Origin of the sequence: Paracrocinitomix mangrovi (assembly GCF_019740355.2) — a bacterium.
Classification (GTDB): Bacteria; Bacteroidota; Bacteroidia; order Flavobacteriales_D; family Crocinitomicaceae; genus Paracrocinitomix; species Paracrocinitomix mangrovi.
This window is the reverse complement of record NZ_CP091819.1, coordinates 4,076,333-4,101,089: the sequence shown is the minus strand read 5'-3', so window position 1 is coordinate 4,101,089 and position 24,757 is coordinate 4,076,333. Positions and strand designations below refer to the sequence as shown.

The 24,757-nt window shown below is 34.6% G+C and carries 20 protein-coding genes; 12 read left to right on the top strand and 8 right to left on the bottom strand.

Annotated features, from left to right (window positions below):
- Window positions 1-61: 61 nt before the first annotated feature.
- Window positions 62-544: a hypothetical protein gene (locus K6119_RS18200; protein WP_221834855.1), complete on the bottom strand. Its 483-nt coding sequence runs from the start codon at window positions 542-544 to the stop codon at window positions 62-64.
- 266 nt (window positions 545-810) lie between these two features.
- On the opposite strand from K6119_RS18200, the gene K6119_RS18195 reads away from it, so the two are divergent.
- From K6119_RS18195 to K6119_RS18180, 4 genes are all read left to right on the top strand, one after another.
- Window positions 811-2,457, top strand: coding sequence for a CTP synthase (locus K6119_RS18195; RefSeq protein WP_221834856.1), 1,647 nt, complete (start codon window positions 811-813; stop codon window positions 2,455-2,457).
- 180 nt (window positions 2,458-2,637) lie between these two features.
- On the top strand, window positions 2,638-4,569 hold the full coding sequence (yidC, locus tag K6119_RS18190; RefSeq protein ID WP_221834857.1) for a membrane protein insertase YidC: 1,932 nt from the start codon (window positions 2,638-2,640) through the stop codon (window positions 4,567-4,569).
- Between the two features lie 127 nt (window positions 4,570-4,696).
- Window positions 4,697-5,788, top strand: a complete 1,092-nt coding sequence (locus tag K6119_RS18185; RefSeq protein ID WP_237828056.1) for a fatty acid desaturase family protein — start codon at window positions 4,697-4,699, stop codon at window positions 5,786-5,788.
- A gap of 29 nt (window positions 5,789-5,817) precedes the next feature.
- Entirely contained in the window at window positions 5,818-6,381 is a 564-nt protein-coding gene (locus K6119_RS18180; RefSeq protein ID WP_221834858.1) for a DUF4199 family protein, read from the top strand.
- On the opposite strand, the gene K6119_RS18175 is transcribed toward K6119_RS18180, so the two are convergent.
- Entirely contained in the window at window positions 6,382-7,737 is a 1,356-nt protein-coding gene (locus K6119_RS18175) for a UDP-N-acetylmuramate--L-alanine ligase (protein WP_221834859.1), read from the bottom strand. It abuts the gene before it with no gap.
- A gap of 187 nt (window positions 7,738-7,924) precedes the next feature.
- Between K6119_RS18175 and K6119_RS18170 the strand changes: the two genes are divergently transcribed.
- The 7 genes from K6119_RS18170 to ribB all read left to right on the top strand — a co-directional run bounded on the left by K6119_RS18170 (window position 7,925) and on the right by ribB (window position 16,185).
- Window positions 7,925-8,770 (top strand): MBL fold metallo-hydrolase, encoded by an 846-nt coding sequence (locus K6119_RS18170; protein ID WP_221834860.1) that lies wholly within the window; start codon window positions 7,925-7,927, stop codon window positions 8,768-8,770.
- A 60-nt stretch (window positions 8,771-8,830) separates the two neighbouring features.
- Entirely contained in the window at window positions 8,831-10,498 is a 1,668-nt protein-coding gene (locus tag K6119_RS18165) for an SPOR domain-containing protein (RefSeq protein WP_221834861.1), read from the top strand.
- A 261-nt stretch (window positions 10,499-10,759) separates the two neighbouring features.
- Window positions 10,760-11,149: an START-like domain-containing protein gene (locus tag K6119_RS18160; protein WP_221834862.1), complete on the top strand. Its 390-nt coding sequence runs from the start codon at window positions 10,760-10,762 to the stop codon at window positions 11,147-11,149.
- A gap of 129 nt (window positions 11,150-11,278) precedes the next feature.
- Window positions 11,279-12,694, top strand: coding sequence for an LptF/LptG family permease (locus K6119_RS18155; RefSeq protein ID WP_237828055.1), 1,416 nt, complete (start codon window positions 11,279-11,281; stop codon window positions 12,692-12,694).
- The gene (locus K6119_RS18150; protein WP_221834864.1) at window positions 12,669-13,859 is read left to right on the top strand and encodes a glycosyltransferase family 4 protein; all 1,191 of its coding nucleotides are present in this window, start codon (window positions 12,669-12,671) and stop codon (window positions 13,857-13,859) included. Before K6119_RS18155 ends, K6119_RS18150 begins: the two co-directional genes overlap by 26 nt.
- Window positions 13,856-15,037: a glycosyltransferase gene (locus K6119_RS18145; RefSeq protein WP_221834865.1), complete on the top strand. Its 1,182-nt coding sequence runs from the start codon at window positions 13,856-13,858 to the stop codon at window positions 15,035-15,037. Before K6119_RS18150 ends, K6119_RS18145 begins: the two co-directional genes overlap by 4 nt.
- 23 nt (window positions 15,038-15,060) lie before the next feature.
- Window positions 15,061-16,185 (top strand): 3,4-dihydroxy-2-butanone-4-phosphate synthase, encoded by a 1,125-nt coding sequence (gene ribB / locus K6119_RS18140; protein WP_237828054.1) that lies wholly within the window; start codon window positions 15,061-15,063, stop codon window positions 16,183-16,185.
- Here the strand turns inward: ribB and K6119_RS18135 are convergent, their stop codons facing one another.
- The 4 genes from K6119_RS18135 to K6119_RS18120 all read right to left on the bottom strand — a co-directional run bounded on the left by K6119_RS18135 (window position 16,186) and on the right by K6119_RS18120 (window position 20,992).
- Complete coding sequence (locus tag K6119_RS18135) at window positions 16,186-17,721, bottom strand: hypothetical protein (RefSeq protein WP_221834866.1); 1,536 nt, start codon at window positions 17,719-17,721, stop codon at window positions 16,186-16,188.
- Window positions 17,722-18,114: 393 nt separating this feature from the next.
- Window positions 18,115-19,095 carry a glucosaminidase domain-containing protein gene (locus K6119_RS18130; RefSeq protein ID WP_221834867.1) on the bottom strand — a complete coding sequence of 327 codons (981 nt, stop codon included), beginning with the start codon at window positions 19,093-19,095 and terminating at the stop codon, window positions 18,115-18,117.
- A 79-nt stretch (window positions 19,096-19,174) separates the two neighbouring features.
- Window positions 19,175-19,966, bottom strand: coding sequence for a peroxide stress protein YaaA (yaaA, locus tag K6119_RS18125; protein WP_221834868.1), 792 nt, complete (start codon window positions 19,964-19,966; stop codon window positions 19,175-19,177).
- A 33-nt stretch (window positions 19,967-19,999) separates the two neighbouring features.
- On the bottom strand, window positions 20,000-20,992 hold the full coding sequence (locus K6119_RS18120; RefSeq protein ID WP_221834869.1) for a bifunctional methionine sulfoxide reductase B/A protein: 993 nt from the start codon (window positions 20,990-20,992) through the stop codon (window positions 20,000-20,002).
- Window positions 20,993-21,108: 116 nt separating this feature from the next.
- Here K6119_RS18120 and K6119_RS18115 point away from each other — a divergent pair, with 116 nt between their 5' ends.
- The gene (locus K6119_RS18115; RefSeq protein WP_221834870.1) at window positions 21,109-22,542 is read left to right on the top strand and encodes a hypothetical protein; all 1,434 of its coding nucleotides are present in this window, start codon (window positions 21,109-21,111) and stop codon (window positions 22,540-22,542) included.
- Here the strand turns inward: K6119_RS18115 and K6119_RS18110 are convergent.
- Window positions 22,531-23,307 carry an ABC transporter substrate-binding protein gene (locus K6119_RS18110; protein ID WP_221834871.1) on the bottom strand — a complete coding sequence of 259 codons (777 nt, stop codon included), beginning with the start codon at window positions 23,305-23,307 and terminating at the stop codon, window positions 22,531-22,533. The two genes, K6119_RS18115 and K6119_RS18110, sit on opposite strands and share 12 nt — an antisense overlap.
- Window positions 23,294-24,655 (bottom strand): pyridoxal-phosphate dependent enzyme, encoded by a 1,362-nt coding sequence (locus tag K6119_RS18105; RefSeq protein ID WP_221834872.1) that lies wholly within the window; start codon window positions 24,653-24,655, stop codon window positions 23,294-23,296. The genes K6119_RS18110 and K6119_RS18105 overlap by 14 nt, the downstream gene beginning before the upstream one ends.
- Window positions 24,656-24,757 lie beyond the last annotated feature (102 nt).

Below are 24,757 nucleotides of genomic sequence, written 5' to 3'. Positions count from 1 at the left end.
GAGACAGGAGTTAAAAGGTAAGATTCAAGAGATAAAATTTTTTAACTACATAAATCCCTTTTTAATTTCCAAAAGTGTACAATTCTAAGCCTGGGTTATCTAACGTTGTGTCAATGTGAACATTTAAAGTATCTAAAATAAGTTTGTCAAAAACTAGCGCATTCTTACTAACAAAAATATTTCCGCTATCCAATAATTCATAGCTAATATTTTCATTTACGTAAAAAGTACTATACCATTTATAATTTGTCGAATCATCAAAAGCTAATGAAAAATTAAAAATCTCCCACATATTGCTGTCTAAGCAAATAAATAAGGATCCTATTTCATTTTCTACCCTTGTTTCATAAGACTCTTCAGTAATATAAATTAATGGAAATCTCCTAGATGTTTTCCAAACTCCAAATAAGGCTGAATGAGATGGTTCAGTTTGCTCAATATTTAATGAATCTACATTCTCCTCATCTTCTTCAAGTTTGTCATTATTACATGAAACAAACAATGTGAGCATAATAGTGGATAAAATAAATGTTTTAAGATTCATAATCCTCAATTCGTCTTTCAAATTTAAAATTCCTTTACTAAATCGTTGACACTAACAAATGAAGGAATAAAAATGCATCCAATTAAAAATTAAACATTCACATATTCACAATTACCTCACCCCTCATAACTCATCACTCATATCTCTTAACTCATCACTATTTAAACATTGTTTAAAACCTTTTAATATTTAATTCCTGAATTTTTAATTGCCGAGCTCTTATTATTCCCTATCTTTGTCTCCCGTAGTTACAAAACGCAAGGAAAATGTCAGATTCAACTAAGTACATCTTTGTAACCGGCGGGGTTACCTCATCTTTAGGAAAAGGTATTATCTCGGCTTCTCTAGCCAAATTATTACAAGCTCGTGGACACTCGGTTACTATTCAAAAACTAGATCCTTATATCAATATTGATCCGGGAACTTTGAACCCTTATGAGCATGGTGAATGCTATGTTACAAATGACGGAGCTGAAACTGATTTGGATCTTGGACATTATGAGCGTTTTTTAAATGTTCCTACCTCACAAGCCAATAATGTAACTACAGGACGTATCTATCAATCTGTGATTGAAAAAGAGCGTAAAGGTGAGTTCTTAGGAAAAACAGTTCAAATTATCCCTCACATTACGGATGAAATCAAAAGAAGAATCAAAATGTTGGGTCAATCTGGTGAATACGATATTGTAATTACTGAGATTGGTGGAACTGTTGGTGATATTGAATCATTGCCGTATGTTGAGGCAGTTCGTCAAATGCTGTGGGAAAACCGCGAAGATTGTTTGGTTATTCACCTTACTTTGGTTCCTTTTTTAAGTGCAGCAGGAGAATTAAAAACCAAGCCTACTCAACATTCTGTTAAACAAATGTTGGAATTAGGAGTTCAGCCTGATATTCTTGTTTGTAGAACGGAACATCACTTAGATGATTCTATCAGAAGAAAAATTGCTTTGTTCTGTAATGTGGTTCCTACTTCGGTAATTGAATCAATGGATGTATCTACTATTTATGAAGTACCTCTTTTGATGCAACAAGAAAAACTAGACACTGAGGTGCTTAGAAAATTGCATTTACCGGATAATGGAGAGCCAGAATTAAACGAATGGAAAGACTTTTTGTCTCGATTAAAAAAGCCTAAAAACAAAGTAAAAATTGCTTTGGTAGGTAAATACGTTGAGCTAAAAGATTCATATAAATCAATATCTGAAGCATTTGAACATGCTGGTGCTGCCAACGAATGTAAAGTTGAACTAAAATGGATTCACTCTGCAAAAATCAGTGATGACAGCATTGAAGAAAAATTAGGAGATGTAGACGGAATTTTAGTTGCTCCGGGATTTGGTTCAAGAGGAATTGATGGTAAAATTGAAGCAGTAAAATTTGCAAGAGAAAACGGTATTCCATTCTTTGGAATTTGTTTGGGAATGCAAGTGGCAGTTATTGAATTTGCTAGAAATGTTATTGGATGGCATGATGCGCATACGGCTGAAATTGAAAGAGACAGCACTCATCCTGTAATCGACTTGATGGAAGAGCAAAAAAGCATTAAAAACCTTGGAGGAACAATGCGTTTAGGTGCTTATGAATGTGAATTGAAAGAAGGTTCTAGAGTATTTGATGCGTACAAGCAAAAAGATATTGAAGAAAGACACCGTCACAGATTTGAATTCAACAGTGCCTATTTACAAGACTTTGAATACAATGGAATGTTAGCAACAGGTAAAAATCCTAAAACAGGACTGGTTGAAGTAGTTGAAATTCCAAATCATCCTTGGTTTGTTGGTGCACAATTCCATCCTGAATATAAAAGTACGGTTGAAAAACCACATCCTTTATTCATTGCTTTTGTGAATGCTGCAATCAAACAAAAAGAAAAGTTTGCGCAAAAATCTGATTCTAAGGTTAATTCTTAGTGCCTAAATTTTAGTCTTTAACGGTTGGATTTTATTGGAATATCAATAAAATCCAGGCCATTGTTTTTAGATTCTAAAATATTACTGCCTGCTTTTCGTCCCCATTAAAATAAGTTGACTAATTTTGCCAACCAATTCAAAAGCTGTACAAGTTTGCAGCATTGAAAAATGTTTGATTGAATGGATAAAAAGACACTGATAGGATTAGTATTGATCGCAGCCACCTTAATTGGGTTTAGTTTGTTTAATAGACAAGGTGCTGATGAAAATGCTTCAGCAGATAATGACAAAGATTCTACTAAACAAGAAATCGTTGCAGATTCAAACGCTACTGAATTACCTAATAGTCTAATTGCTCAGTTTGATGACAATGGTGATCCAATTATTGATTCAGTAAAAGGTCAGTTGTTTTTAGATACACTTACAGGTGAAGATACTTTCTTACTAATTCAACCTGTTTTGAATGACACAACAAAGCAAACAATCGTTGAAAATATTGATACCAACTCAGTACCTGAAGAAACTTACACTTTAGAAAATGAAGTATTGATTCTTGAAGTAACTAACAGAGGTGGTTACATCAAAAACGTATTCTTAAAAGACTATTTATCGTATGAAGATTATGCTGCAGGTAACAAGAATCCACTTCACCTGTATGACGAAATCTCTACTTACGGTTTAATTTATCCTGAAGGGGCTAATACTGTAAGAACAGATCAGTTGGCTTTTGCTGTAGTTGATCAAGATGATAAATCAATCACATTAGAATCTAACAGAAATGGAAAAGTTGTTGGTTTTACTTATAAGATGAAGCCTAACAAATATGATTTGGATTTTGATATCTATTTTGAAGGGTTTACGGATAAAGAAGTAGCAAGTGCACAATTTACTTCTGATATGTACTTGTTAAACAATGAAAAGTACTATCCAAACGAGAAAAGACAAGCAACGCTTTACTGGCAATACAAGGATGATGATTATGATTACATCCAAAATACTGAAAGTGAAGACATGGAAGAAGTAGTGGATTGGGTTTCATTCAGATCTACCTTCTTTACTGCTATTGTTTCTGCAAAAAATGGATTTGGTAAAAAAGATTCTAAAGTTACTTTGTACGCAATTGAAGATCAAGAGCAAACAACTTATGTAAAACAATATGGTGCAGATTTAAACCTTGGTACAACAAAAGCTGACAATGTTGTTGAGCTTAACTGGTACTTTGGTCCTGCTGATTACGATATTTTGGTGGAGTATGACAACGGTACAGAAGATATCGTTGAGTTGGGAACAGGATTATTTAGATGGATCAACAAAGGAGCTATCCGTCCTTTATTTATGTGGTTGTTAGACACAGGGATGGGTGTTGGATTAGCCATTTTGATTTTGACAATTATTGTAAAGCTTGTATTGAGCCCGGTTAACTACAAAATGTACAAATCATCTGCCATGATGAAAGTACTAAAACCGGAAATTGAAAAGATCACTAAAAAGTATCCTAAAAAAGAGGATGCCATGAAGAAGCAACAGGAAACCATGGCGCTTTATCGAGAAACAGGAGTGAGTCCTTTGGCAGGATGTGTGCCAATGTTGATTCAAATGCCTATCCTTTTCGCTATTTTCCGATTGTTCCCTTCTGCAATTGAATTAAGACAAACAAGCTTTTTGTGGGCAGAAGACCTATCAACATATGACTCTCCGGTAACATTTGGATTTTCAATTCCACTTTACGGGGATCACATGAGTATCTTTACTTTGTTGATGGCCATCACCACACTTTTATACACTCACTACAATAGTAGCAATATGCAGCAGCCAACGCAAGAAGGTATGCCTAATATGAAGTTTATCATGTACTTCTTCCCGATTATGATGATTTTCTTCTTTAACTCTTATGCCGCAGGTTTGAGTTACTACTATTTCATCTCCACCTTAATGACAGTATTAATCATGTTCGCTATTAAGCGTTTTATGATTGATGATGAAAAAATCTTAGCTAAGATTGAGGAAAACAGAGCAAACCCTAAGAAAAGTAAGGGTAAATCAAGATTCCAACAAAGATTGGAAGACGCTCAAAAGTTACAGCAAGAAAGAGCTAAGAACAAGAAAAAATAAATTTATAAAGTCATTAGATTCAGCTTATTAAGAATTGAATCTTTAAAAGGTTAACAAAAAATAGGGATATATATACCGTAATTACCGTAACTTTGCACTCGGATATATATTATCTCAAAAAATTACCATGCAAGCAATTAAACCGATAACGTATAACCCTAAAATAGGGAAGGAATTTAGCACAACACTTAATAAACGTGTTAGAGCTTATTTTAAAGAGAATAACATTTCAAGATATGCTAATGCAAATATGAAGATCAAAACCATCTTCATGATTTCATTATTCTTTATTCCTCTTGGATTTTTACTTTCTACATTAGTTCAGAGTATCTGGCTAACTGGATTGTTGTATTTCATCATGGGATTAGGAACAGCAGGAATTGGATTATCCATCATGCATGATGCAAATCACGGTTCTTATTCTAAAAACGATAAAGTAAATAAAGCCTTAGGAGGTTTATTAAATCTTGTTGGAGGATTTGCTCCTACCTGGAGAATGCAACACAACGTTTTACACCATACCTACACTAATGTGCACGGATATGATGAAGATATTCAACCTCCGGGAGTATTGAGATTTTCGCCAAATGAAGAGCGCAAAAAAATCCACAAATTTCAGCATTTATATGCCTGGTTCTTCTACGGATTAATGACTTTTTCTTGGATCACTGCTAAAGATTTCAAGCAATTGAACAGATACAAGAAAATGGGAATCTTAGATACTGAAAAAGACAGCTACGGATGGTTGTTGACAAAATTGATTTTCTTCAAAGTTGTTTATTACACAATCGCACTTGTACTTCCAATGTTAATCATTGACATTGCCTGGTACTGGTTTGTGATTTTTGTATTCATGTATCACTTTGTTGCAGGTTTGATCCTTGCGTTGGTTTTCCAACCGGCTCATGTAATTCCTGAAACTGAATTCGTAGACACTAAAGGAGAAACTTCTATTGATAATAACTTTATGATTCACCAAATGCAAACTACTGCCAATTTTGCTCCTGAGAGCCGCATTTTGTATTGGTTGATTGGAGGATTGAATTATCAAGTTGAGCACCATTTGTTTCCAAACATCTGCCATGTTCACTATAAGAAGATTTCAAAAATTGTAAGAGAAACTGCTAAAGAGTACAACGTACCTTACAATTCACACACAACTTTCTTCAAGGCAATTGCTTATCATACTAAGCTTTTGAAATCCCTTGGTAGAGCATAATTTCAGAATATTAATACCTTTGATGCCGTATGAAAACTTCGGTTAAGTTCGGTTTAATATTTGCCATGGTTTGGATCATCATTAATATGGTGTGCTTCCTTACCGGCATATCCAGAGATGCATTTTTTATTCTGGTATTACTAAACCTTTTTATGCTTCTTTCTTCTATTTCAGTTGGATTGTTTCTGACTAAAAAGGAGAAAAATTGGGAGAAAGGAATTTTTCCGGATGATTTTAAAACAGCCATGCAAGGGGGATTTGTTTATGCCATTCTCATTTCAGTTTTTGTTTTTCTTTATCATTGGAAAATTGATAACTCAATCATTGATGGTTTAAGAGCTGATTGGGTAGCCGCCATACATGAATCTATTCCCAACGAGGAAGCTTTTGTAGAATACCAGGAAAAAGACCCATCATGGCAAGATGAGGACTATGACGGCTACATTGAAAAACAAGAAGACCAGGTATACGGTAACATCTCTCCAAGAAGCATCTTTTTTATGCACATGTTAGGATTAAGTATGATAGCCTTTATCTACTCCTTTGGAGCAACTGTTATTATGCGAAGGATTGTGTTGCGGGATGCCAAATAGCTAGTTAATTAACTCTTTGGCAAACTCATCCAGGTTAACTCCGTGAAAATTTCCTGAACTCATCAATAATAAGTTGGTTTCATCCCATTCTTTATCTCTCAATAATTGAGTAATTTCTTCAGAATTGGTAAATACCTTCACATTTGGTGTTGCAAAAGCGGCTGCAACTTGTTCAGCAGTTATTGGCTCTAATCTTTTATGTTCAACCACTTCAGGACTAAAGTATACCAAAGCCTCATCAGCTTCTGCCATACAGTTTTCGTAATGAGGTAAAAACTCTTTTTTAAGTGATGAAAATGTATGCAGCTCCATACATGCTATCAATTTTCTATTCGGATATTGTTGCTTAACAGCTGAAACTGTTGCTTTCAACTTTGAAGGTGAATGTGCAAAATCTTTATAAGCAACTGAATGCTCATTTTCAGCCACCTTTTCTAATCTTTTAGCAGCACCACCAAAAGTTTTAATCGCTTCTAAAAACTGATCATCATCCACGCCTATTTCGTTGAGCATTGTCTTGGCACACATAATATTCTGCAAATTGTGTTCACCAAATACTGAAAGTGGAATCTCTCCTATCTCAGACATCAAATAAGTAACACCATCCTCTACCCTGTAATCTGGCGTAGTGTATGATTTTAGCTTGATGTCCTTTCTAACCTCAGGAAGTATCTTTTGAATGTCTTTATCTCTTTCAAAATAAACTAATACTCCGTCTTTCTCAAATTGGTCCGTATACAGTTTAAATTGCTCCAAATAGTTCTCAAATGTTGGAAATACATTGATATGATCCCAGGCAATTCCACTTATGCAACCAACATGTGGTTTATACCAGTGAAATTTAGGTCGTCTGTCAATGGGTGATGATAAATATTCATCCCCTTCAATTACCACCAAGGGTGCATCAGTAAGTCTAACCATACAATCAAACCCGTCTAGTTGTGCCCCTACCAGATAATCTGCATTGATATTTAATTTTGAAAGTACGTGTAGAATCATGGAAGTGATAGTAGTTTTTCCATGGCTTCCGCCTATTACCAATCTCTTTTTATCTGAAGTTTGATTGTACACAAATTCAGGATATGAATAGATATTTAATCCAAGTTCTTGCGCTTTTAACAATTCAGGATTATCTTTTCTTGCATGCATTCCCAGTATGATTGCATCCAATTCATTAGTAATTTTTTCAGGATGCCATCCGAAAGATTCAGGCAAAATCCCTTCCTTTACTAATCGCCCTTTTGAGGGTTCAAATATTTCATCATCAGATCCTGATACTTCGTATCCTTTTCTTTTCAGCGCAATGGCCAAATTATGCATGGCACTTCCACCTATGGCTATAAAATGTACTTTCATTGAGTCTAATTTCGGCACATTTTACATTCAATCAAACAAGCTAACCTACTACTTATCCACAGTGTAGTTAGAATATCTAGCTCTTAAACTCAATCTTGATCAGCTTTCAACTATATCTGACATTTATACACATGTTCTGCTTTTAAAATTTGAAAAACCTTAATTTCAGGGTTCAAAACAAACTAATATGAATTTATACCCTATTGATTCCGGAAACTTTAAACTTGATGGAGGAGCTATGTTTGGCGTGGTTCCAAAAACATTGTGGCAACGTACTAATCCGGCTGACGAAAACAATATGTGCGATTGGAGCATGCGTTGTTTACTTATTGAAGATGGTAATAGATTAATGCTTGTAGATACTGGAATTGGTGACAAACAATCAGAAAAATTCTTTTCACATTATTACTTACATGGCAATGGAGATTTGAAAACATCCATTGAGAATGCAGGTTTTTCTTTGGATGATATCACAGATGTTTTTTTGACGCATTTACATTTTGATCATTGCGGTGGAGCTATTAAAAATACTGAAAGTGGATTTAGACCTGTTTTTAAAAACGCAACTTACTGGAGCAATGAAAGGCACTGGAAATGGGCTACTGAACCTAATGCAAGAGAAAAGGCTTCATTTCTATCTGAAAATATCTTACCCATTCAAGAAAGTGGACAATTGAAGTTTATTGAAAGAAATGCGGATATAATGACCAATGTATTTAAAGGTATTGATGTACTTTTTGTGGATGGACATACTGATTCGCAACAATTGCCAATAATCAATTACAAAGGAAAAAAAATAGTTTTTATGGCTGATTTATTACCAAGTGTCGGGCATATTCCTTTGCCATATGTGATGGGATATGACACAAGACCTTTAATAACATTGGCTGAGAAAGGATCTTTTTTACAAAAAGCCGCAGACGAAGAATTGGTACTTTTTCTTGAACATGATGCTGTAAACCAGTGCTGTACGGTAACTAACACTGAAAAAGGCGTTAGACTAGATAAGACCTTCCAACTTAAAGATTTATAAGAAAATAGTAGAAAAAAATAGAGATTTTACTATTTTGTGTCTCCAAACTCAGTTTGCCCTATGATCAAATATTTAATTGAGATACTGAAAGTTCAAACTTCAGTGATTTTACCAGGATTCGGATCACTAATGATCACTAACTCCAAAACAGGTGTAGTTTCTTTTAACCCACACCTCAAATTTAATGATGGAACCCTAGCCAAATTTATTTCTGAGAAAGAAGGAATTGACGAGCAAGAAGCACAAAATAAAGTGTCAAAATTCGTTAAGGAAATTGAAACAGAACTAAGCAAAGGTGGAACTTATGACATGTTTGAATTTGGTTCTTTTCACAAAGACAAAGATGGAAATCCGGCTTTCAAAAGTTGGGTTGGAGATAGCGCATTAAAAGATTCTGGGGCTAAAAAAGAGGAACCTAAAAAAGAGGCTCCTAAAAAAGAAGAACCTAAGAAAACTGAGGATAAAAAGGCTGCAGCTGCAAAAACAGAAGAGAAAAAAGCGGAGGCAGCTCCTAAAAAAGAAGAGCCAAAGAAAGAAACTCCAAAAAAGGAAGAGCCTAAAAAGGAGGAACCGAAGAAAGAAGACGCTAAGGCGGATTCTGCTATTAAACCACCAGAAATTAAAACTGGGAGCAAAAAAGATTCTCCTCAAGAAAAGAATACTTTTAAACCTGAGGATGGAGAAAAAGAAGACGTAAAAGCAGGAAGCGGAAATTCTTTGGATGATTTAAAAAGCAAATACAAAAAAGGAGAGCATGAAGTAACTGAAGGAAAGCTTGATGCTGTGAAAGAGAAATATAAAAAAGGGGAGCATCAAGAAGGTGAACACAAACTTGAGCAACTTAAAGACAAGTTCAAAAAATCTGACAGTAAACCGGCAGCTAAAGAAACTGAGAAGACAGCTGCTGCTAAAACTACTGCAGATGTAACCGCTTCAAATACTCCTAAAACAGATACAACTGCAAAAACTGAGGCAAAAGCAGATGACAAAAGTGTAACTACCGGAACAGATAAAACTGGACAGTCTGCTGCAGCTGCGGCGGCCTTAGCAGGTAAAGAAAAAGCGGAAACCAAACAAGGAGCATCTCTAAAAGAAAAGTATAGCAAGTCTGCTAATACCAAGCAGCAAAAACCTTCTAAAAAACAACCTAAAGAGAAAAAAGAAGGAGAAAAGAAGAAAAATAGATTGCCTTTGATCATCATATTGATCATATTGATTGGAGGTGGAACAACTGCCGGTATTCTATTCAAGGATGAAATCATGGCCATGTTTAAAGGTGGCGATAGTCATGGAGAAGAAGGTGAAAACCACGACGGTGAAGAGCATGGTGATTCAAATGACCATGAAGTAGCTGATGCAACTGATTTCTTAGAAGAGGATACTACTTTTACCAATGAAACTGGAGATCATTCAGAAGAAGTTGAAGATTCGCATACTGAAGAGGTGGTTGAGGACAATCATACTGAGGAAGTTGTTGAAGAGCCAGTGATTAATCACTCATCAACAGGAGGAAATTACAATGTTATCGGAAATGCATTTAAGGATAAAGGAAATGCAGAGGGATATGTAAGCGAAATGAAAGGTAAAGGCTATAATTCAGCTAAAATTCTTGGACAGTTTGACGGATTATACATGGTATCTGTTCAACAGTTCAACGACAGATCATCTGCAGCTTCTGCATGTAGCGGAGTTGGTGGAGGTGCCTGGGTATTTAAATGGCCAAAATAATATTATTAATACATAGATGAAAAAGCTCGACTAAGTCGGGCTTTTTTTATTTTTCAACCTCAACATTTTTTCCTTTTTCAACTAATTCGTTTAAAATTCAATGAAATTGGTATTTCCGTTCATAAACTCCTCAATTCGTTCATCATAGCTTGCTTTAGATTCAGAAAAATGTATTATCTTTGCAATCCTTCGAAAAAACTTATGGTGGATGTGAAACCTACATCACCAACCTTCTAAGGATTTGATAAACAAGAATTTGAGATGAGCGATAAAGTGAAATACCAAATGGAATTTGAGGTTAAATCTTCAACTTCTGTTCTATATAATATGATCTCTACTCCAAGCGGATTAAGCGAATGGTTTGCTGATGATGTAAACATCAAAGATGACACATTTAGCTTTTTTTGGAATGGATCTTCTGAAGAAGCTGTACTACTTACTAAAAAGAAAGGTGAATCAATTAAATTCCAATGGGAAGATGATGTTGAAGACGGCTTAAAAACCTATTTTGAATTGGCCATTAAGGTGGACGATTTAACCAATGATGTTGCCTTGATGATTACTGATTTTGCTGATGAAGATGAAATGGATGAAGCCAAACTTCTTTGGGAAAATCAAATCGCCGATTTAAAAATGGTGATAGGATCATAATTATCCTCTTTTCTACATACTTTTACGGTCGATAATACGTAATTGTCTAAAAAGACACTCTTGAAGAAGTTAAACTTATTCATCATACGGTCTTTTATTGGCCCGTTTTTGATTACCTTTTTTATTGCCATGGCTTTCCTCATTATGCAATTTTTGTGGAAATACGTGGATGATTTGATTGGTAAGGGCCTTGATTATGGAGTACTTTTTAAACTCCTTTTTTACGTCTCTGCCACATTAATTCCATTAGCCGTTCCATTAGCTGTTTTGTTTTCTTCAATCATGACGTTTGGAAATCTGGCTGAACAAAACGAATTAACAGCTCTTAAATCTGCAGGTCTTTCTTTGAGAAGAATCATGCGACCTATGTTCATTTTTGTTTTAGCACTTAGTCTGGGAGCATTCTATTTTACCAATTACCTCCTCCCTATTGCCAATTACAAATCACGGACCATCATTTATGACATTCAAGAGAAAAAACCAACTTTTGGTATTACACCAGGGATTTTCTACAATGACATAGACAATTACAGCATCCGTGTGGATAAGAAGAATGATGAAACAGGAGAACTATTCGGTATTTTAATTTACGAGTACAATGATATTGCTGCAGGTAAAACAATCATAGCAGACAAAGGAGAAATGCTAAAATCTGAAAATGACCGTTTTTTACTTTTAAAGTTGGAAGATGGAGCCATTTATGAGGAGATGAAACCTGCTCAAATTCAAAAGGACAAATACCCGTTTCAAAAAACCTTTTTTGAAGAGACCATAATCAAATTTGACCTTTCAGGTTTTCAAATGCAACAAACCAATGAAGAGCTGTTTAAAAGAGATTATGAGATGCTCAACTTTGTTCAATTAGGCCAAACAATAGATTCATTATCATCTGCATATGATACCAGTTTAACTGACTTTGGAAATGTAATGACTCAAAAGATGGTGATTTACAACAGTGCCATTTTGCCCATTGACTCAACACAATTAGATACATTAGAAGATGAGCATTTGTTTGGACCAGCTGTTATAGATACAATTATCAAAATTGATAATTTACATAATGCCGAAATGGATGCAGCTTTGGCTACAGTACAAGGGGAACTGAGATCTCGCAAAGAGATGTTATTGGGTCAAATGAATTATATGGAGGCGCAACAAATGAACATCACACAATTTAAAGCGGCTTATCATAAAAAGTTTACGCTTTCTGTCGCCATTCTTATTCTATTCTTTATTGGTGCTCCGCTCGGTGCAATCATTAAAAGAGGTGGATTAGGGGCTCCCCTGGTTTTTGCCGTTTTATTTTTCTTGCTGTATTATGTAACGACTATCATGGGTGAAAATATGGTTGACTCTAACCTTATTACTCCATGGAAAGGTATGTGGATGAGTACATTTATTCTTCTTCCGCTTGGAGCCTTCTTAACATATAAAGCAACTAACGACTCATCTTTATTTGATTTAGAAACCTACAAAAAGTTAATTAAGTTAATTTTAAGTCCTTTTAAAAAGCGAAAAAATGAAGATTCTTCAGCTATGTCATAAACCACCAATTCCAATGGTAGATGGAGGTTGCATAGCCATACATACCATTTCACAAGGCTTAATTGACGAAGGAGTTTCATTAAAAATTATAACAGCTTCAACAGAAAAACATCCTTTTCTGCCAAATAAAATCCCACAGGATTTTAAAGACAAAACTCAAATTGAAGGTGTTTTCCTTGATACTAGAGTAAACATTGTTGATGCATTTTCTGCATTGGTTACGGCAGATACATATAATGTAAGTAGATTTTTTTCTACAGATTTTGACCGTATACTAGTTGAGCAATTGACAAACAACGACTTTGATGTAGTGCATCTTGAAAGTTTGTTCATGACTCCGTATGTAGACACCATCCGCAAATTAAGCAAGGCAAAAGTTGTTTTACGAAGCCATAATTTGGAGCATCTAATCTGGGAAAGACTAGCCAATACAACGGGTAACAAGGCAAAAAAGATGTACTTAAAACACTTAGCAGCTAAGCTTAAAAAGTACGAGAAAAAAACAATCAATGATGTTGACGGAATTGCCTCAATTAGCTTTGAAGACACGGAGAGATTTAAAAAATTTGATTGTAAGTCTCCTTTAATATCTATTCCTTTTGGAGTCAACTTAAAAGAGTATGATTTTCACATTCGTGAAGATGAAAAGCTCAATAAGTTTTATCACATTGGCGCAATGAACTGGGAACCTAACAAGGAAGCTGTTAGTTGGATGTTGGATGAAATATGGCCAATGGTTAATAAGGAAGATCTTTCATTGCACTTGGCAGGAAGATCAATGCCTGGTTATTTGTCTGAAAACAAGTCTGACAATTTGTTTATTGACGGAGAAGTAGAAAGTGCTAAGCAATACATGCACGATCATGACATTATGGTGGTTCCTCTTTTATCCGGCAGTGGAATTAGGATTAAGATCATTGAAGCTATGGCTTATGGAAAAGCTGTAATTTCTACTTCTGTAGGTGCTGAAGGAATCAATTATGAACATCAAAAAAACATCATAATTGCAGATTCTGCCCAAGAAATAGCAGAATGGATGACAAAATTGGCAAATGATCCTGCTTTAGTAAGAGCATTAGGAACAAATGCACGTAAATTGATTGAAGGCAATTATGATAATCACAAGATTATCCAAAACCTCATCAAATTTTATCAAACGATATGAGGTTGTTTGTTCTACTTTCCAGATTTCCTTATCCACTTGAAAAAGGTGATAAACTTAGAGCGTTTCATCAAATAAAAGAATTGTCTAAAAAGCATGAAATTCATCTGGTTTGTTTGAGCGATCAAAAAGTAAAAGACGAATGGAAAAAAGAAGTACAGCAGTATTGCAAATCATTAAATGTATTTGAGTTAAAGAAAGGTCTTTTATACTGGAATACGGCCAAGCAATTTTTTACAGACAAACCATTTCAGGTAGGATATTTTTACCAAAAGTGGATCCAACGTAAAATCAATCAACTGATAAAAGATATTGATCCGGATCATATTTATTGTCAACTAATCAGAACAGCAGAATACGTAAAAAACAACCTCAATATTGGCAAAACACTGGATTATCAAGATGCATTAAGTAAAGGACTTTATCGCCGAGCTGAGATAGCCAAAGGAATTAAAAAATCTGTATTCCTAAATGAGGCAAAACGCTTGAGTGAATATGAAAATAGGATATTTGATTACTTTAATCATCATACCATTATTTCTGAACAAGACAAAAACCTAATCAATCATACAAATAAAGAAGAGATAGTAATTGTAGAAAACGGAATATCTGATGATTTTTTGAACTACGAAATTAAGAGTGAAGCGATCTATGAATTGATATTTGTGGGCAACATGAATTATCCACCAAATGTGGAGTGTGCCGAGTATTTGGCAACTCAAGTTTTACCGCTTTTAAGTGAAAACACAAAATTGGGATTGATTGGTGCATCACCGAATCAAAGGGTTTTAGCATTAGCTAAGCATCCAAACATTACAGTAACCGGCTGGGTTGATGACATCAAAATGGCTTACGCTTCGGGAAAAATATTTGCGGCTCCTCTATTTATAGGAACAGGTTTACAGAACAAATTACTGGAAGCAATGGCAATTGGAATTCCTTCTGTCACCACCAGACTAGCAAATAATGCTTTGCATGCCAAAGAAGGAGAAGAAATATTGTTGGCAGATGATGCAGAAGGATTTGCCGAACAAATCAACATTTTACTGGAAGATGAGCAAATGCAAAATAAACTTGCTACTCAGGCTAAACAATTCGTTAAAACGCACTTTAACTGGGCGTCCAGTGTCCAAAAATTAAGTGATCTTTTTGAAAGCTCTTTATCTGAGAAACGACAGTAGAAAAAAAGACGTATTTTTGCACCATGAAAACAGTAGAAATGGAAGTAGCATTAAACACAATTGAAGAAGCGGTTGAAGATATTAAAGCCGGTAAAGTAATCATTGTTGTTGATGACGAGGACAGAGAGAACGAAGGTGATTTTTTAACAGCAGCAAGAAATGCTACACCTGAGGTAATCAATTTTATGGCAACTCACGGAAGAGGACTTATCTGTGCTCCATTAATTGAAGAAGATTGTGATAGATTAGAGTTGGACATGATGGTTCGATCTAATAGTGCAATTTACGACACTCCATTTACTGTTTCAGTTGATTTGTTAGGATACGGTTGCACAACCGGAATATCTGCATCTGACAGATCAAAAACAATCAAGGCTTTGATAGACCCTTCAATGAAACCTGAGGATTTAGGTAGACCGGGTCACATCTTTCCGCTTAAAGCAAAAAAAGGTGGAGTTTTAAGAAGAGCCGGACATACCGAGGCAGCAATTGACTTATCTAAATTAGCAGGATTTGAACCAGCAGGTGTGTTGGTAGAAATCATGAATGAGGATGGAACAATGGCAAGACTTCCTGAATTGTTTGAGATTGCTAAAAAGTTTGATTTAAAAATCATCTCTATTGCTGATTTGATTGCTTACAGAATGAGAACTGAATCGCTAATTGAGAAAATAGTTGAGACAGATTTAAAGACATTATGGGGCGATTTTAAATTGGTAGCATTCAGACAAACTACTACTGATGAAGAGCATCTTGCTTTTGTAAAAGGAAACTGGGATGAAAATGAACCTGTTTTAGTTCGTGTTGAATCATCTTCATTTACTGATAATTTACTTGATGCCGTTAGATCTGACAAACAATCTAATTTAAGTGCTGCTTTGAGCATGATAAATGAAGCCGGAAAAGGTTTGTTGTTGTTTATGCAACAAGAAGAAAAGCAATTGGGTTTAATTGAAAAACTGAAAGCTTACAATGGCGGAAGTGAAAAAAGATCTGACAAGAAAGACTACGGAGTTGGTGCACAAATCTTGCATCACTTTAATGTCAATAAGCTTAGATTAATTTCTAACTCACTTTCAGCTGATAATCAAGTAATCCATGCATATGGATTTGAAGTTGAAGAAGTTGTTCCTTTCAACAAAAAGTAATTAGACAGATTTCATAGTTGACTTGATGGCCTCAGCAAATGAAGTGCCTTCAATTTTTGATTGCAACCATGAACGCAAATCAAAATATTCCAGGATTACATTTTCACGGTCTATTTCTAACAGCTTATCTAACTTCTCTTTAAAGTCTAAGAAGATTTTACGTTGCTCACTTTCCTTATTGATTCGGGCTAAGTTTTTCATTTCTTTCATAAATAACTTCTCCACTTCGTAATCCTTTTCATACTTGTTCAAGTATCTGGCAGTGGATTTCATGTCATACTCAAGAAAATCATGATTATTCAATTCAAAATGAATGATCAAATTGAAAATACGAGAGAAAGAATAAATATCCTGACGCAACATCTTTTCATTGTCATTTAACACCTCATTTATGTGCCTTAACGCCATTCTAAACTCACCTGTTCCAAAATAGGCATAAGCCTTACTGTAAGTAAACAACAACTGTTTTTCCTTATTGATTTTATCTTCAAAATTTTCTATTCCGTCGTGAATTTGTGGAACCAATTCCAGGGTTTTTTGAAACATTCCCTGTCTGTTGTACAATGTCATTTGACCAATATAAATAGAGGTAAACAGTCTTACTCTGGCATCTAAGGAACCATAAGTTCTTTGACTCTCCATTTGTTTTAACTGCCCTACAACTTCTTCTGCTTTATCGAACTGATAGTTGTCTACATAACACAGCATTAAAAAATTCATTGTGTAGATATATCTAGTTTGTAAATCCTCCTTTATGTGAGGTTTAGCATCCATTACAGACTTGGCCTTTTTAAAATTTACTAATGCATCTTCATAATCTCTAATTGATGCTGCACATAAACCTTTGATATAATAACAAATCGTTGTTGCTCTGGTTGAAATAGCCGTATTCTTACCCTTTATTAAATGATAATCCGCAATTCCGGCAACCACTTCCCGCTCCTTTTCATTTCTAGTAAAACCTCCAGATCGGAATATATAATTGATTTTTGAATACAAAATGTGGTATTCTGCCAGGTTTCTCAACTTTTCAACTACTTCAGTTTCCTCTTCTATTAGCTTATCTAAATCTTTGCTGAATACACCAGATTCATACGCTTCTTCTAATAACTTTTTCTCCCAATTGATCAATTCAAACCAGTAGTAAAACTTCTCATACTTTCTGGCAATATCCTTAGCACGCTTTACGAACTTGTTACATTCTTTGTAAAGTGCTTTGTTGTAGAGAATTTCAACATTCTTAATCTCTTGTTTTAGCTGAGAGCTAACCGTTCTATCCGAATAATAAGACCTTAAGCTTTTGAGCAAAAGTTTATAAAGGTGATTCTTTTCAGAAGGTAAATGCTTTACGAAAGTTTCATTTTTAAAAGCATCTTTTAATTCCTCTTCATCATACTTTCTTTGTCTTTCAATGAAATCAAAAATCTTTAAGTAATTCTTGTCACCAGACTGCAAAGATGAATTGAGTTTAAAGAATCTCTTTTCAGATTTTGTTAAGGACTTAATTAAGCTAAATAATTCAGTAGAAGGTTTCATGGCTAAAATTTTGGAAACCTATCACTATAAAAACCTAAAGAATTAGGTGATAGGATTTCAATAATTTATTGAATTAAATATACAGCAATTTGAACGAACAACCTTAACAATTGTTCAAATTAAAGTGGATTTTTGATTTTACTGTATGAATCATTGAGCCAACAATTTAACCTTAAAATCTATGGAATTAATAGACTAAATGTTTTAGATAAATCTGCTCAATGTCGTTCACTAATGTTGAAATCCCAATTGTCTCAACAAATCTTAAAATTTCAATAGTTGAATACTGCAAACTTTAAATCTCAAAATAATAGGATAGGTATAAAAAAACGGAAAGGGATCCGAAGACCCCTTTCACAACAACAAACCAAAAACCCTCCTGTCGATTCACGATTATCGGAGGATAACCTTTGTACCTGCTGGTAATACTTCATCAGCTTTGTTGCCGAAGTTATATTTTAATAATTTTTTCAATTTTATTCCTTCTACTTGCGCTACATCCCTCAAACTCATCTCCTTATGACAAATATAGACGTTATTTCCACGCTTTGATCTGTTTCTCTTAGGATCAAGATAAATGATCTCTCCCTCCTTTAAGACGTCTCTTTTACCCAAATCGTTGTATTTATACAACTGCCATAGTCCTAACTCAAATTCTTTAGCAATTCGGTAGTAAGTATCACCCTTTTGTACTTTAACGTATCTAGTGCGATATTTGTTAACTTTTATTTCATGTCTTGAAGCTTCAATCTCCAATTCATCTAACTTTTCTTCATGTAACTGCGAAGGCTTGTCAAACTCTATAGCCGGCTCATCTACTTCAATACTCAAATCTTCTTTTTTACTATCGGCCGGTAGATAAGGCATGATATCATATTTAGCCAAATCATACTTTTCAATAATATCAATTAACAAGTGCGCATATTTAGGATTGGTAGCATAACCCGCAGCTTTTAATCCCTTTGCCCAACCTTTGTAATCTGTTATACTCAGAGTAAAAAGGTTCTCGTATCTGCTTCTTCCTGTTAAAAACAAAGAGTGATCTTCATATGATTGTGAAGCATTTGCATAACTTCTAAAGCACTCATTTTTCAAATCATCATCTTCATAGATTCTTCCTCCATCCCAATTTTTGTGACACTTAATGCCAAAATGATTGTTTCCTTCTGTAGCCAAACGACTATTTCCGTTTGCGCTTTCTAAAATTCCTTGTGCTAAAGTGATACTTGCAGGAATCTGGTATTGATTCATCTGCTCAATTGCTGTAATCTTCCACAGATCTATATAATCTTCAGTTGAGTACCTTTTTTGATTCTCTGCTTTTGCAGTAAGAACTGTGAATAGCAATCCCGATAAAAAGAATAGCTTTTTCATTTTTTGTTTTTGTTTGTTGTTACACCATATTACGGCAACAATAAAACAGGGTTACAAAAAATAAAAAAGATTTAATAAGCTAAGGCAGAACTCTTTGATTGATATCTCTTAAATAAATGAATTCAGTATCGGTACTATTGGCCTCATCAAACCTGTAGTTTAGCAGATTAAAAGCCTTTAGCCCATCTTCTGATTTAATGTCATTTTGAATGATATATCTAGCCATTGCTCCTCTGGCATGTTTAGCATAAGTCATATTTGATTTATACGTCCCATCTTTGGCTTCATCTTTAAAAGTGGTTGTAATAACCTTACCATTTTGCAATTTATTCAACTGAGCTGCTTTAAAATATTCAGATGAAGCTGCGTTTACCAATATTGGAGAATCATCTTCTTTTAATTCCTCATCCAATGATTTTCTGATTTTATCTCCCCAAAACTTATACAAATTAGTCACAGAAGCACTTAATTTAAAACTAGTCCCCATCTCCAAACGATAAGGTTTAATTAAATCTAAAGGCTTTAAAACTCCATATAAACCGGATAAGATTCTCAACTTGTCTTGACCAACAACTTGTTCTTTTTTGTCCAACTCATCAAACTTAAGTGCCTGATACGCCGCTCCGGTAAACAACATTCCTGCCGGTTTTGCAACTTCTTTGCTTTTATTCCAGGCTTGATATCGATCATAATTTAATTCAGCTATGTTATCACTTACCCCCATCAATTTTTTTATCTGCTTAGCAGAAAGTTTACCTAGCTTATTAGCTAACTTCTCTGTTTCATCAGGAAAAATAGGTTGAGAAGTTTCAATGCCTTCACAACTCACTTCTTCATTCATTGATTTTGCCGGGGATAAAATAACCTTCATAAATATTGATCAATTTTGAGGATGCTAAATTACTTAAAATCGTTTGGTATAGCCGTGACAATATGGAGTAGATCCATTCTTTGCATAGTAATGCTCATGGTAATCCTCTCCTTCCCAAAAAGTTGTGGCCTTAGTAATATTAGTAGCTACTGAGGTGCCTTTTGAAATTAATTCAGCTTTTAACTTTTCAGCAATGGCCTTTTGCTCGTCATTCAAATAAAAGATTTCAGACCTGTACTGTTTACCAATATCCGGACCTTGACGATCAACTTGAGACGGATCATGTGTTTCAAAAAATAGCTTAGCCAGTGTTTCATAATCTGTTTTTGAAGGATCAAAAACAACTCTTACGGCTTCAGCATGACCTGTAGTATCTGAACAAACTTGTTTGTAGGTTGGATTATCTACATGTCCACCAATGTATCCAACTTGAGTTGAAATAACACCTTCAGCTTTTTCCATGAAATACTCTGTTCCCCAAAAGCAACCAGAAGCGAAAATTGCGGTGTCAGTTTTTACATTTTCAGTCATATCTTTTTCTGCAACAAAATTTAATGAGATCGAATTTACACAATGTCTTGTATTTTTTGATGTCATGTGTTCACCTTTAAATACATGACCCAAATGTCCATTACAGTTGGCGCATACAATTTCAGTTCTGTATCCATCCGCATCAGGAATTTCTTTTACGGCACCTTCAATAGCATCATCAAATGCTGGCCATCCACTTCCTGAATCAAACTTGTCTGAAGATTTAAACAAGGCTGCGTTGCAACGCTTGCATAAATAGGTTCCATCATCATGATTATTGATGTACTCACCTTTCCATATCATCTCAGTGCCCTTATTTACAATAACACGCTCTTCTTCTGAGGTTAATTTATTCCAAGAACTAGAATCTTTCATTACATTCTTATTTAAGTTGTTAGCAGTTGATTCGGAGGTATTTTCCTTACTTTGACCACATGCGCTAAAACTCAGCCCAATAAATATCAAGGAAATTACCGGAAATATCTTTAGTACCATGACACAATTTTTATAGTTGGTCGTTTTAGCACTCATTTCATTTCGAATAATATGTTAATAAATCTAAATTAATTTTCTCTCAAAAACTTACAAATAAGAACATTCAATCCGACAGAATGTTTAAATTTATCAACTTCATGAAAGTGGTTAAAAAATACGCATCTATTCTTGTTTTATTGGCAGTATTCCCAACAGTGTGGATTGTTGGTAGAAGTTTTATTACTGAACCTGACACAGGAATTTACGATTATATCCCTCAAGAAAGTGATATTGTTATTGAAGTCAATAATGTCAATTTTATTTCTGAAATAATTTATCAAAGGATTTTTCATGAAGAATACGTCTTGGATAAAATTGAATTAGAAGAAGTTGAAACTAAAACGGGGATAGATTATTTATCAAGAATTGTACTTTTTAGAGAGCAGTGGGCCAATGAACACGTTTGGATGGCTGTTATCAAGTATACTGATAAAGATGATTTTACTGCATATGTAAATTCTAACCTAAACAAATCAAATATTGCTTTTGGTGATGAGTATGCAATCATTCAACTTTCAAGTTCGGATAATCAAGAAAACTTAAATGATAGATTGAATAAAATTGCGAATAAAGACATCAAGCCTTTTACTGCAAGAGTAGACTTAAGAAAATACTTCAAACCTGAAAATGAAATCAATTGTTATTTCATTCCTCCAGGAAGTGAAAATGAAAACTCAATAATAGATGGACATATTAGCTTTGATTTTCACCAAAATCACATTGATATTTCGGGAGAATTTACACCGATTTCAGAGTTTGAAAACGCTCCATTTATTGCGAATCAGCTAGATGAAAACGTAGCTTTTTCATTGCGATCTTCATTGAATATTCTCAGCAGCATTTATTGGTTCAGCAATGAAAAAATTGAGGGAGTTCCTTCATACAATCAAATGTCTTTAGATTATGATGGTGTAAACTTGTATATGGTTGATTTCAGTGAAGGATTAGACATCCCTTTTAAATCGCATCCTGAAATGCAATTACAATTTGAATTTCAAGATCAAAATGAATGGCAGGCTTTCTTAGACACTATGGTGACTAATGGTCAAATTACTTTGGATACTGCGAATAATCTGTTCACTACGTCTCAAGGAACGCATTTTAAATATTCATTGGATAAAAGTCACTTTAACTTATATGAGCATGACATCAACTTTAAAGAGAATAAGAACAGTGAAGCATATTTTGACTTACAAATCAAAGTAAAACCATTTATAGATAACACGACATTTGAGGCTGACTCTACCAACCCTCCACCCGATTTGATCATGTTTGCAGGATTAAGTGTTGTTGAAGGATTAAAGGAAGACATGCAAGTTCTAACCAATGTTGATGAAGTTAGATTTCAACTGTTAAAAGAAGAAGGCAATATGATTAAAGCTGACGGATTAGTTCAGATGACCAATAGAGATGGTCAAAGCATGATTGAGTGTTTGATATTTGCCAAAGAAGGTTTAATGTTTATAACAGATGCTATTGAAATTATGAGCGATATGACTTCAAGCGAGTAATTGCTTAAAGTAGCTTTTCATTTTTAACATTCTTGATCCGTACCAGGAAAACATTTCTCCATCTACAATTGTAACTTCTGCTCCTGTCTCTTTTGCCAAGATTGACGCATGCTCTTCTTTGAAAGGAAAAGGCTCCGTACTTAAAAATATATAATCCGGATGTAATGCCTTTATCTCATTCAGTGAGATATTGATATAACGCTCAGATTTGATAAGATTTTCAAAACCTAACTTTTCAATTATTGAGTTGATGAAGTTAGTTGAGCCACATACCATATAAGGGTCATTCCATATAAAATAAATTACCTTCCCTTGATACTTTGGAAAAGAACTAAAATCTTCTGAAATATCATCTATTAAATCTACTCCTATCTGTTCTTTACCACACAGCACACTCAGGTGTTGAATCATCTCAAGGGCGTCATTGATACTGATAACATCACTTACATAAACAGGTGCAACTTTAGATAATGACTCAATATCTTCTTTGGTGTTTTCTTCTTTATTAGCAATGATTAAATCCGGACGAAGATCTTTGACTTTTTGGATATCCACATTTTTAGTACCACCCACTCTATTTTTTGAATGAAACCATTCTGACGGATGAATACAAAACTTAGTGATACCAACCACCTTGTCTTCCATTTGCAAATGAAAAAGCAATTCAGTTTGGGATGGAACCAATGATACTATTCTCTGAGCCGGTTGAGACAACCGAATCTCTTGTCCTAATTGATCTACTATGCTAATCTCACTGGATAGCATTGATCAAATCATGTCTGGTAATGATGTGATACTTATTATTACCCAAATCAACCAATACTGCCGGAACGTTTCTACTCACTTTAGCAGACACTTCTTCAATTTTAGCAGATGATGATACAATTGGAAGCGGTTCCTCCATTACAGCACTTAATGCAGTATCCATGGTAATAGATTCATCAATTATTTGCTGATACAATTTTGTTTCATCCACAAATCCTGCAAACTTCCCGTCTTTAGTAATAGGAATTTGAGAGATGTTGTTAGATTTCATTTTAGCTACAGCATGAGATACCAACTCTTCACATCCACAAGTAATCAAATCTCTTTCCCCATGAGATTTAACTAATTCTTCAGCATTTTTAAATCCTTCATCCAGGAATCCTCTGTCTCTCATCCAATCATCATTGAACATTTTTCCAACATATCTACTTCCATGATCATGGAATAATACAACAACAACATCACCTTCTTTGAAGCGATCTTTCATTTGCAACACACCTGCTATAGCAGCTCCTGCTGAATTACCAACAAAAATCCCTTCTTCTCTTGCTAATCTTCTAGTATAAACTGCAGCATCTTTATCTGTTACTTTTTCAAAGTGATCAATAACAGAAAAGTCTACATTTTTAGGTAATATATCTTCTCCAATACCTTCAGTGATATAAGGATAGATTTCATTTTCATCAAACACACCTGTTTCGTGGTACTTTTTAAATACCGAACCATATGTGTCAATTCCTAAAATTTCCACTCCCGGATTTTTTTCCTTTAAGTATTTACCAACTCCAGAAATGGTTCCTCCTGTTCCTACTCCAACAACAAAGTGAGTAATTTCTCCACCAGTTTGTTCCCAAATTTCAGGTCCTGTTTGCTCATAATGAGCTATAGCATTTGACGGATTATCATATTGATTTACATACCAACTATTTGGTGTTTCTTCTGCCAATCTTTTAGATACAGAATAATAAGATCTTGGATCATCCGGTTCTACGTTTGTAGGGCAAACTACAACCTCTGCTCCAACAGCCCTAAGGATATCCATCTTCTCTTTGGATTGTTTATCGCTCAAAACGCATACTAATTTGTATCCTTTTGCGATACAAGCTAGTGCTAATCCCATTCCTGTATTCCCTGAAGTTCCTTCAATAACTGTTCCGCCCGGTTTAATTTTACCTTGAGCTTCGGCATCTTCAATCATTTTAAGTGCCATTCTATCTTTTACAGAGTTTCCAGGATTAGTTGTTTCTACTTTAGCTAACAACAATGCAGGGAAGTCTTTAGCCAATTTATTAATCTTAATTAACGGCGTGTTTCCTATAGTTTCAAGAACGTTATTGTAGTACTTCATTTAGATAAATTTTGAGGCAAATTTAATGCTTTATAGACAAGTTGTATAATTAATGGTCATAATTAAAACAAAAAGCCCCGATCACGAGTGATCAGGGCTTTT

Coding starts and splice junctions, on each gene's coding strand:
- K6119_RS18200 (WP_221834855.1), bottom strand. CDS start 544: ATGAATCTTAAAACATTTATTTTATCCACTATTATGCTCACATTGTTT.
- K6119_RS18195 (WP_221834856.1), top strand. CDS start 811: ATGTCAGATTCAACTAAGTACATCTTTGTAACCGGCGGGGTTACCTCA.
- yidC (WP_221834857.1), top strand. CDS start 2,638: ATGGATAAAAAGACACTGATAGGATTAGTATTGATCGCAGCCACCTTA.
- K6119_RS18185 (WP_237828056.1), top strand. CDS start 4,697: ATGCAAGCAATTAAACCGATAACGTATAACCCTAAAATAGGGAAGGAA.
- K6119_RS18180 (WP_221834858.1), top strand. CDS start 5,818: ATGAAAACTTCGGTTAAGTTCGGTTTAATATTTGCCATGGTTTGGATC.
- K6119_RS18175 (WP_221834859.1), bottom strand. CDS start 7,737: ATGAAAGTACATTTTATAGCCATAGGTGGAAGTGCCATGCATAATTTG.
- K6119_RS18170 (WP_221834860.1), top strand. CDS start 7,925: ATGAATTTATACCCTATTGATTCCGGAAACTTTAAACTTGATGGAGGA.
- K6119_RS18165 (WP_221834861.1), top strand. CDS start 8,831: ATGATCAAATATTTAATTGAGATACTGAAAGTTCAAACTTCAGTGATT.
- K6119_RS18160 (WP_221834862.1), top strand. CDS start 10,760: ATGAGCGATAAAGTGAAATACCAAATGGAATTTGAGGTTAAATCTTCA.
- K6119_RS18155 (WP_237828055.1), top strand. CDS start 11,279: ATGGCTTTCCTCATTATGCAATTTTTGTGGAAATACGTGGATGATTTG.
- K6119_RS18150 (WP_221834864.1), top strand. CDS start 12,669: ATGAAGATTCTTCAGCTATGTCATAAACCACCAATTCCAATGGTAGAT.
- K6119_RS18145 (WP_221834865.1), top strand. CDS start 13,856: ATGAGGTTGTTTGTTCTACTTTCCAGATTTCCTTATCCACTTGAAAAA.
- ribB (WP_237828054.1), top strand. CDS start 15,061: ATGAAAACAGTAGAAATGGAAGTAGCATTAAACACAATTGAAGAAGCG.
- K6119_RS18135 (WP_221834866.1), bottom strand. CDS start 17,721: ATGAAACCTTCTACTGAATTATTTAGCTTAATTAAGTCCTTAACAAAA.
- K6119_RS18130 (WP_221834867.1), bottom strand. CDS start 19,095: ATGAAAAAGCTATTCTTTTTATCGGGATTGCTATTCACAGTTCTTACT.
- yaaA (WP_221834868.1), bottom strand. CDS start 19,966: ATGAAGGTTATTTTATCCCCGGCAAAATCAATGAATGAAGAAGTGAGT.
- K6119_RS18120 (WP_221834869.1), bottom strand. CDS start 20,992: ATGGTACTAAAGATATTTCCGGTAATTTCCTTGATATTTATTGGGCTG.
- K6119_RS18115 (WP_221834870.1), top strand. CDS start 21,109: ATGTTTAAATTTATCAACTTCATGAAAGTGGTTAAAAAATACGCATCT.
- K6119_RS18110 (WP_221834871.1), bottom strand. CDS start 23,307: ATGCTATCCAGTGAGATTAGCATAGTAGATCAATTAGGACAAGAGATT.
- K6119_RS18105 (WP_221834872.1), bottom strand. CDS start 24,655: ATGAAGTACTACAATAACGTTCTTGAAACTATAGGAAACACGCCGTTA.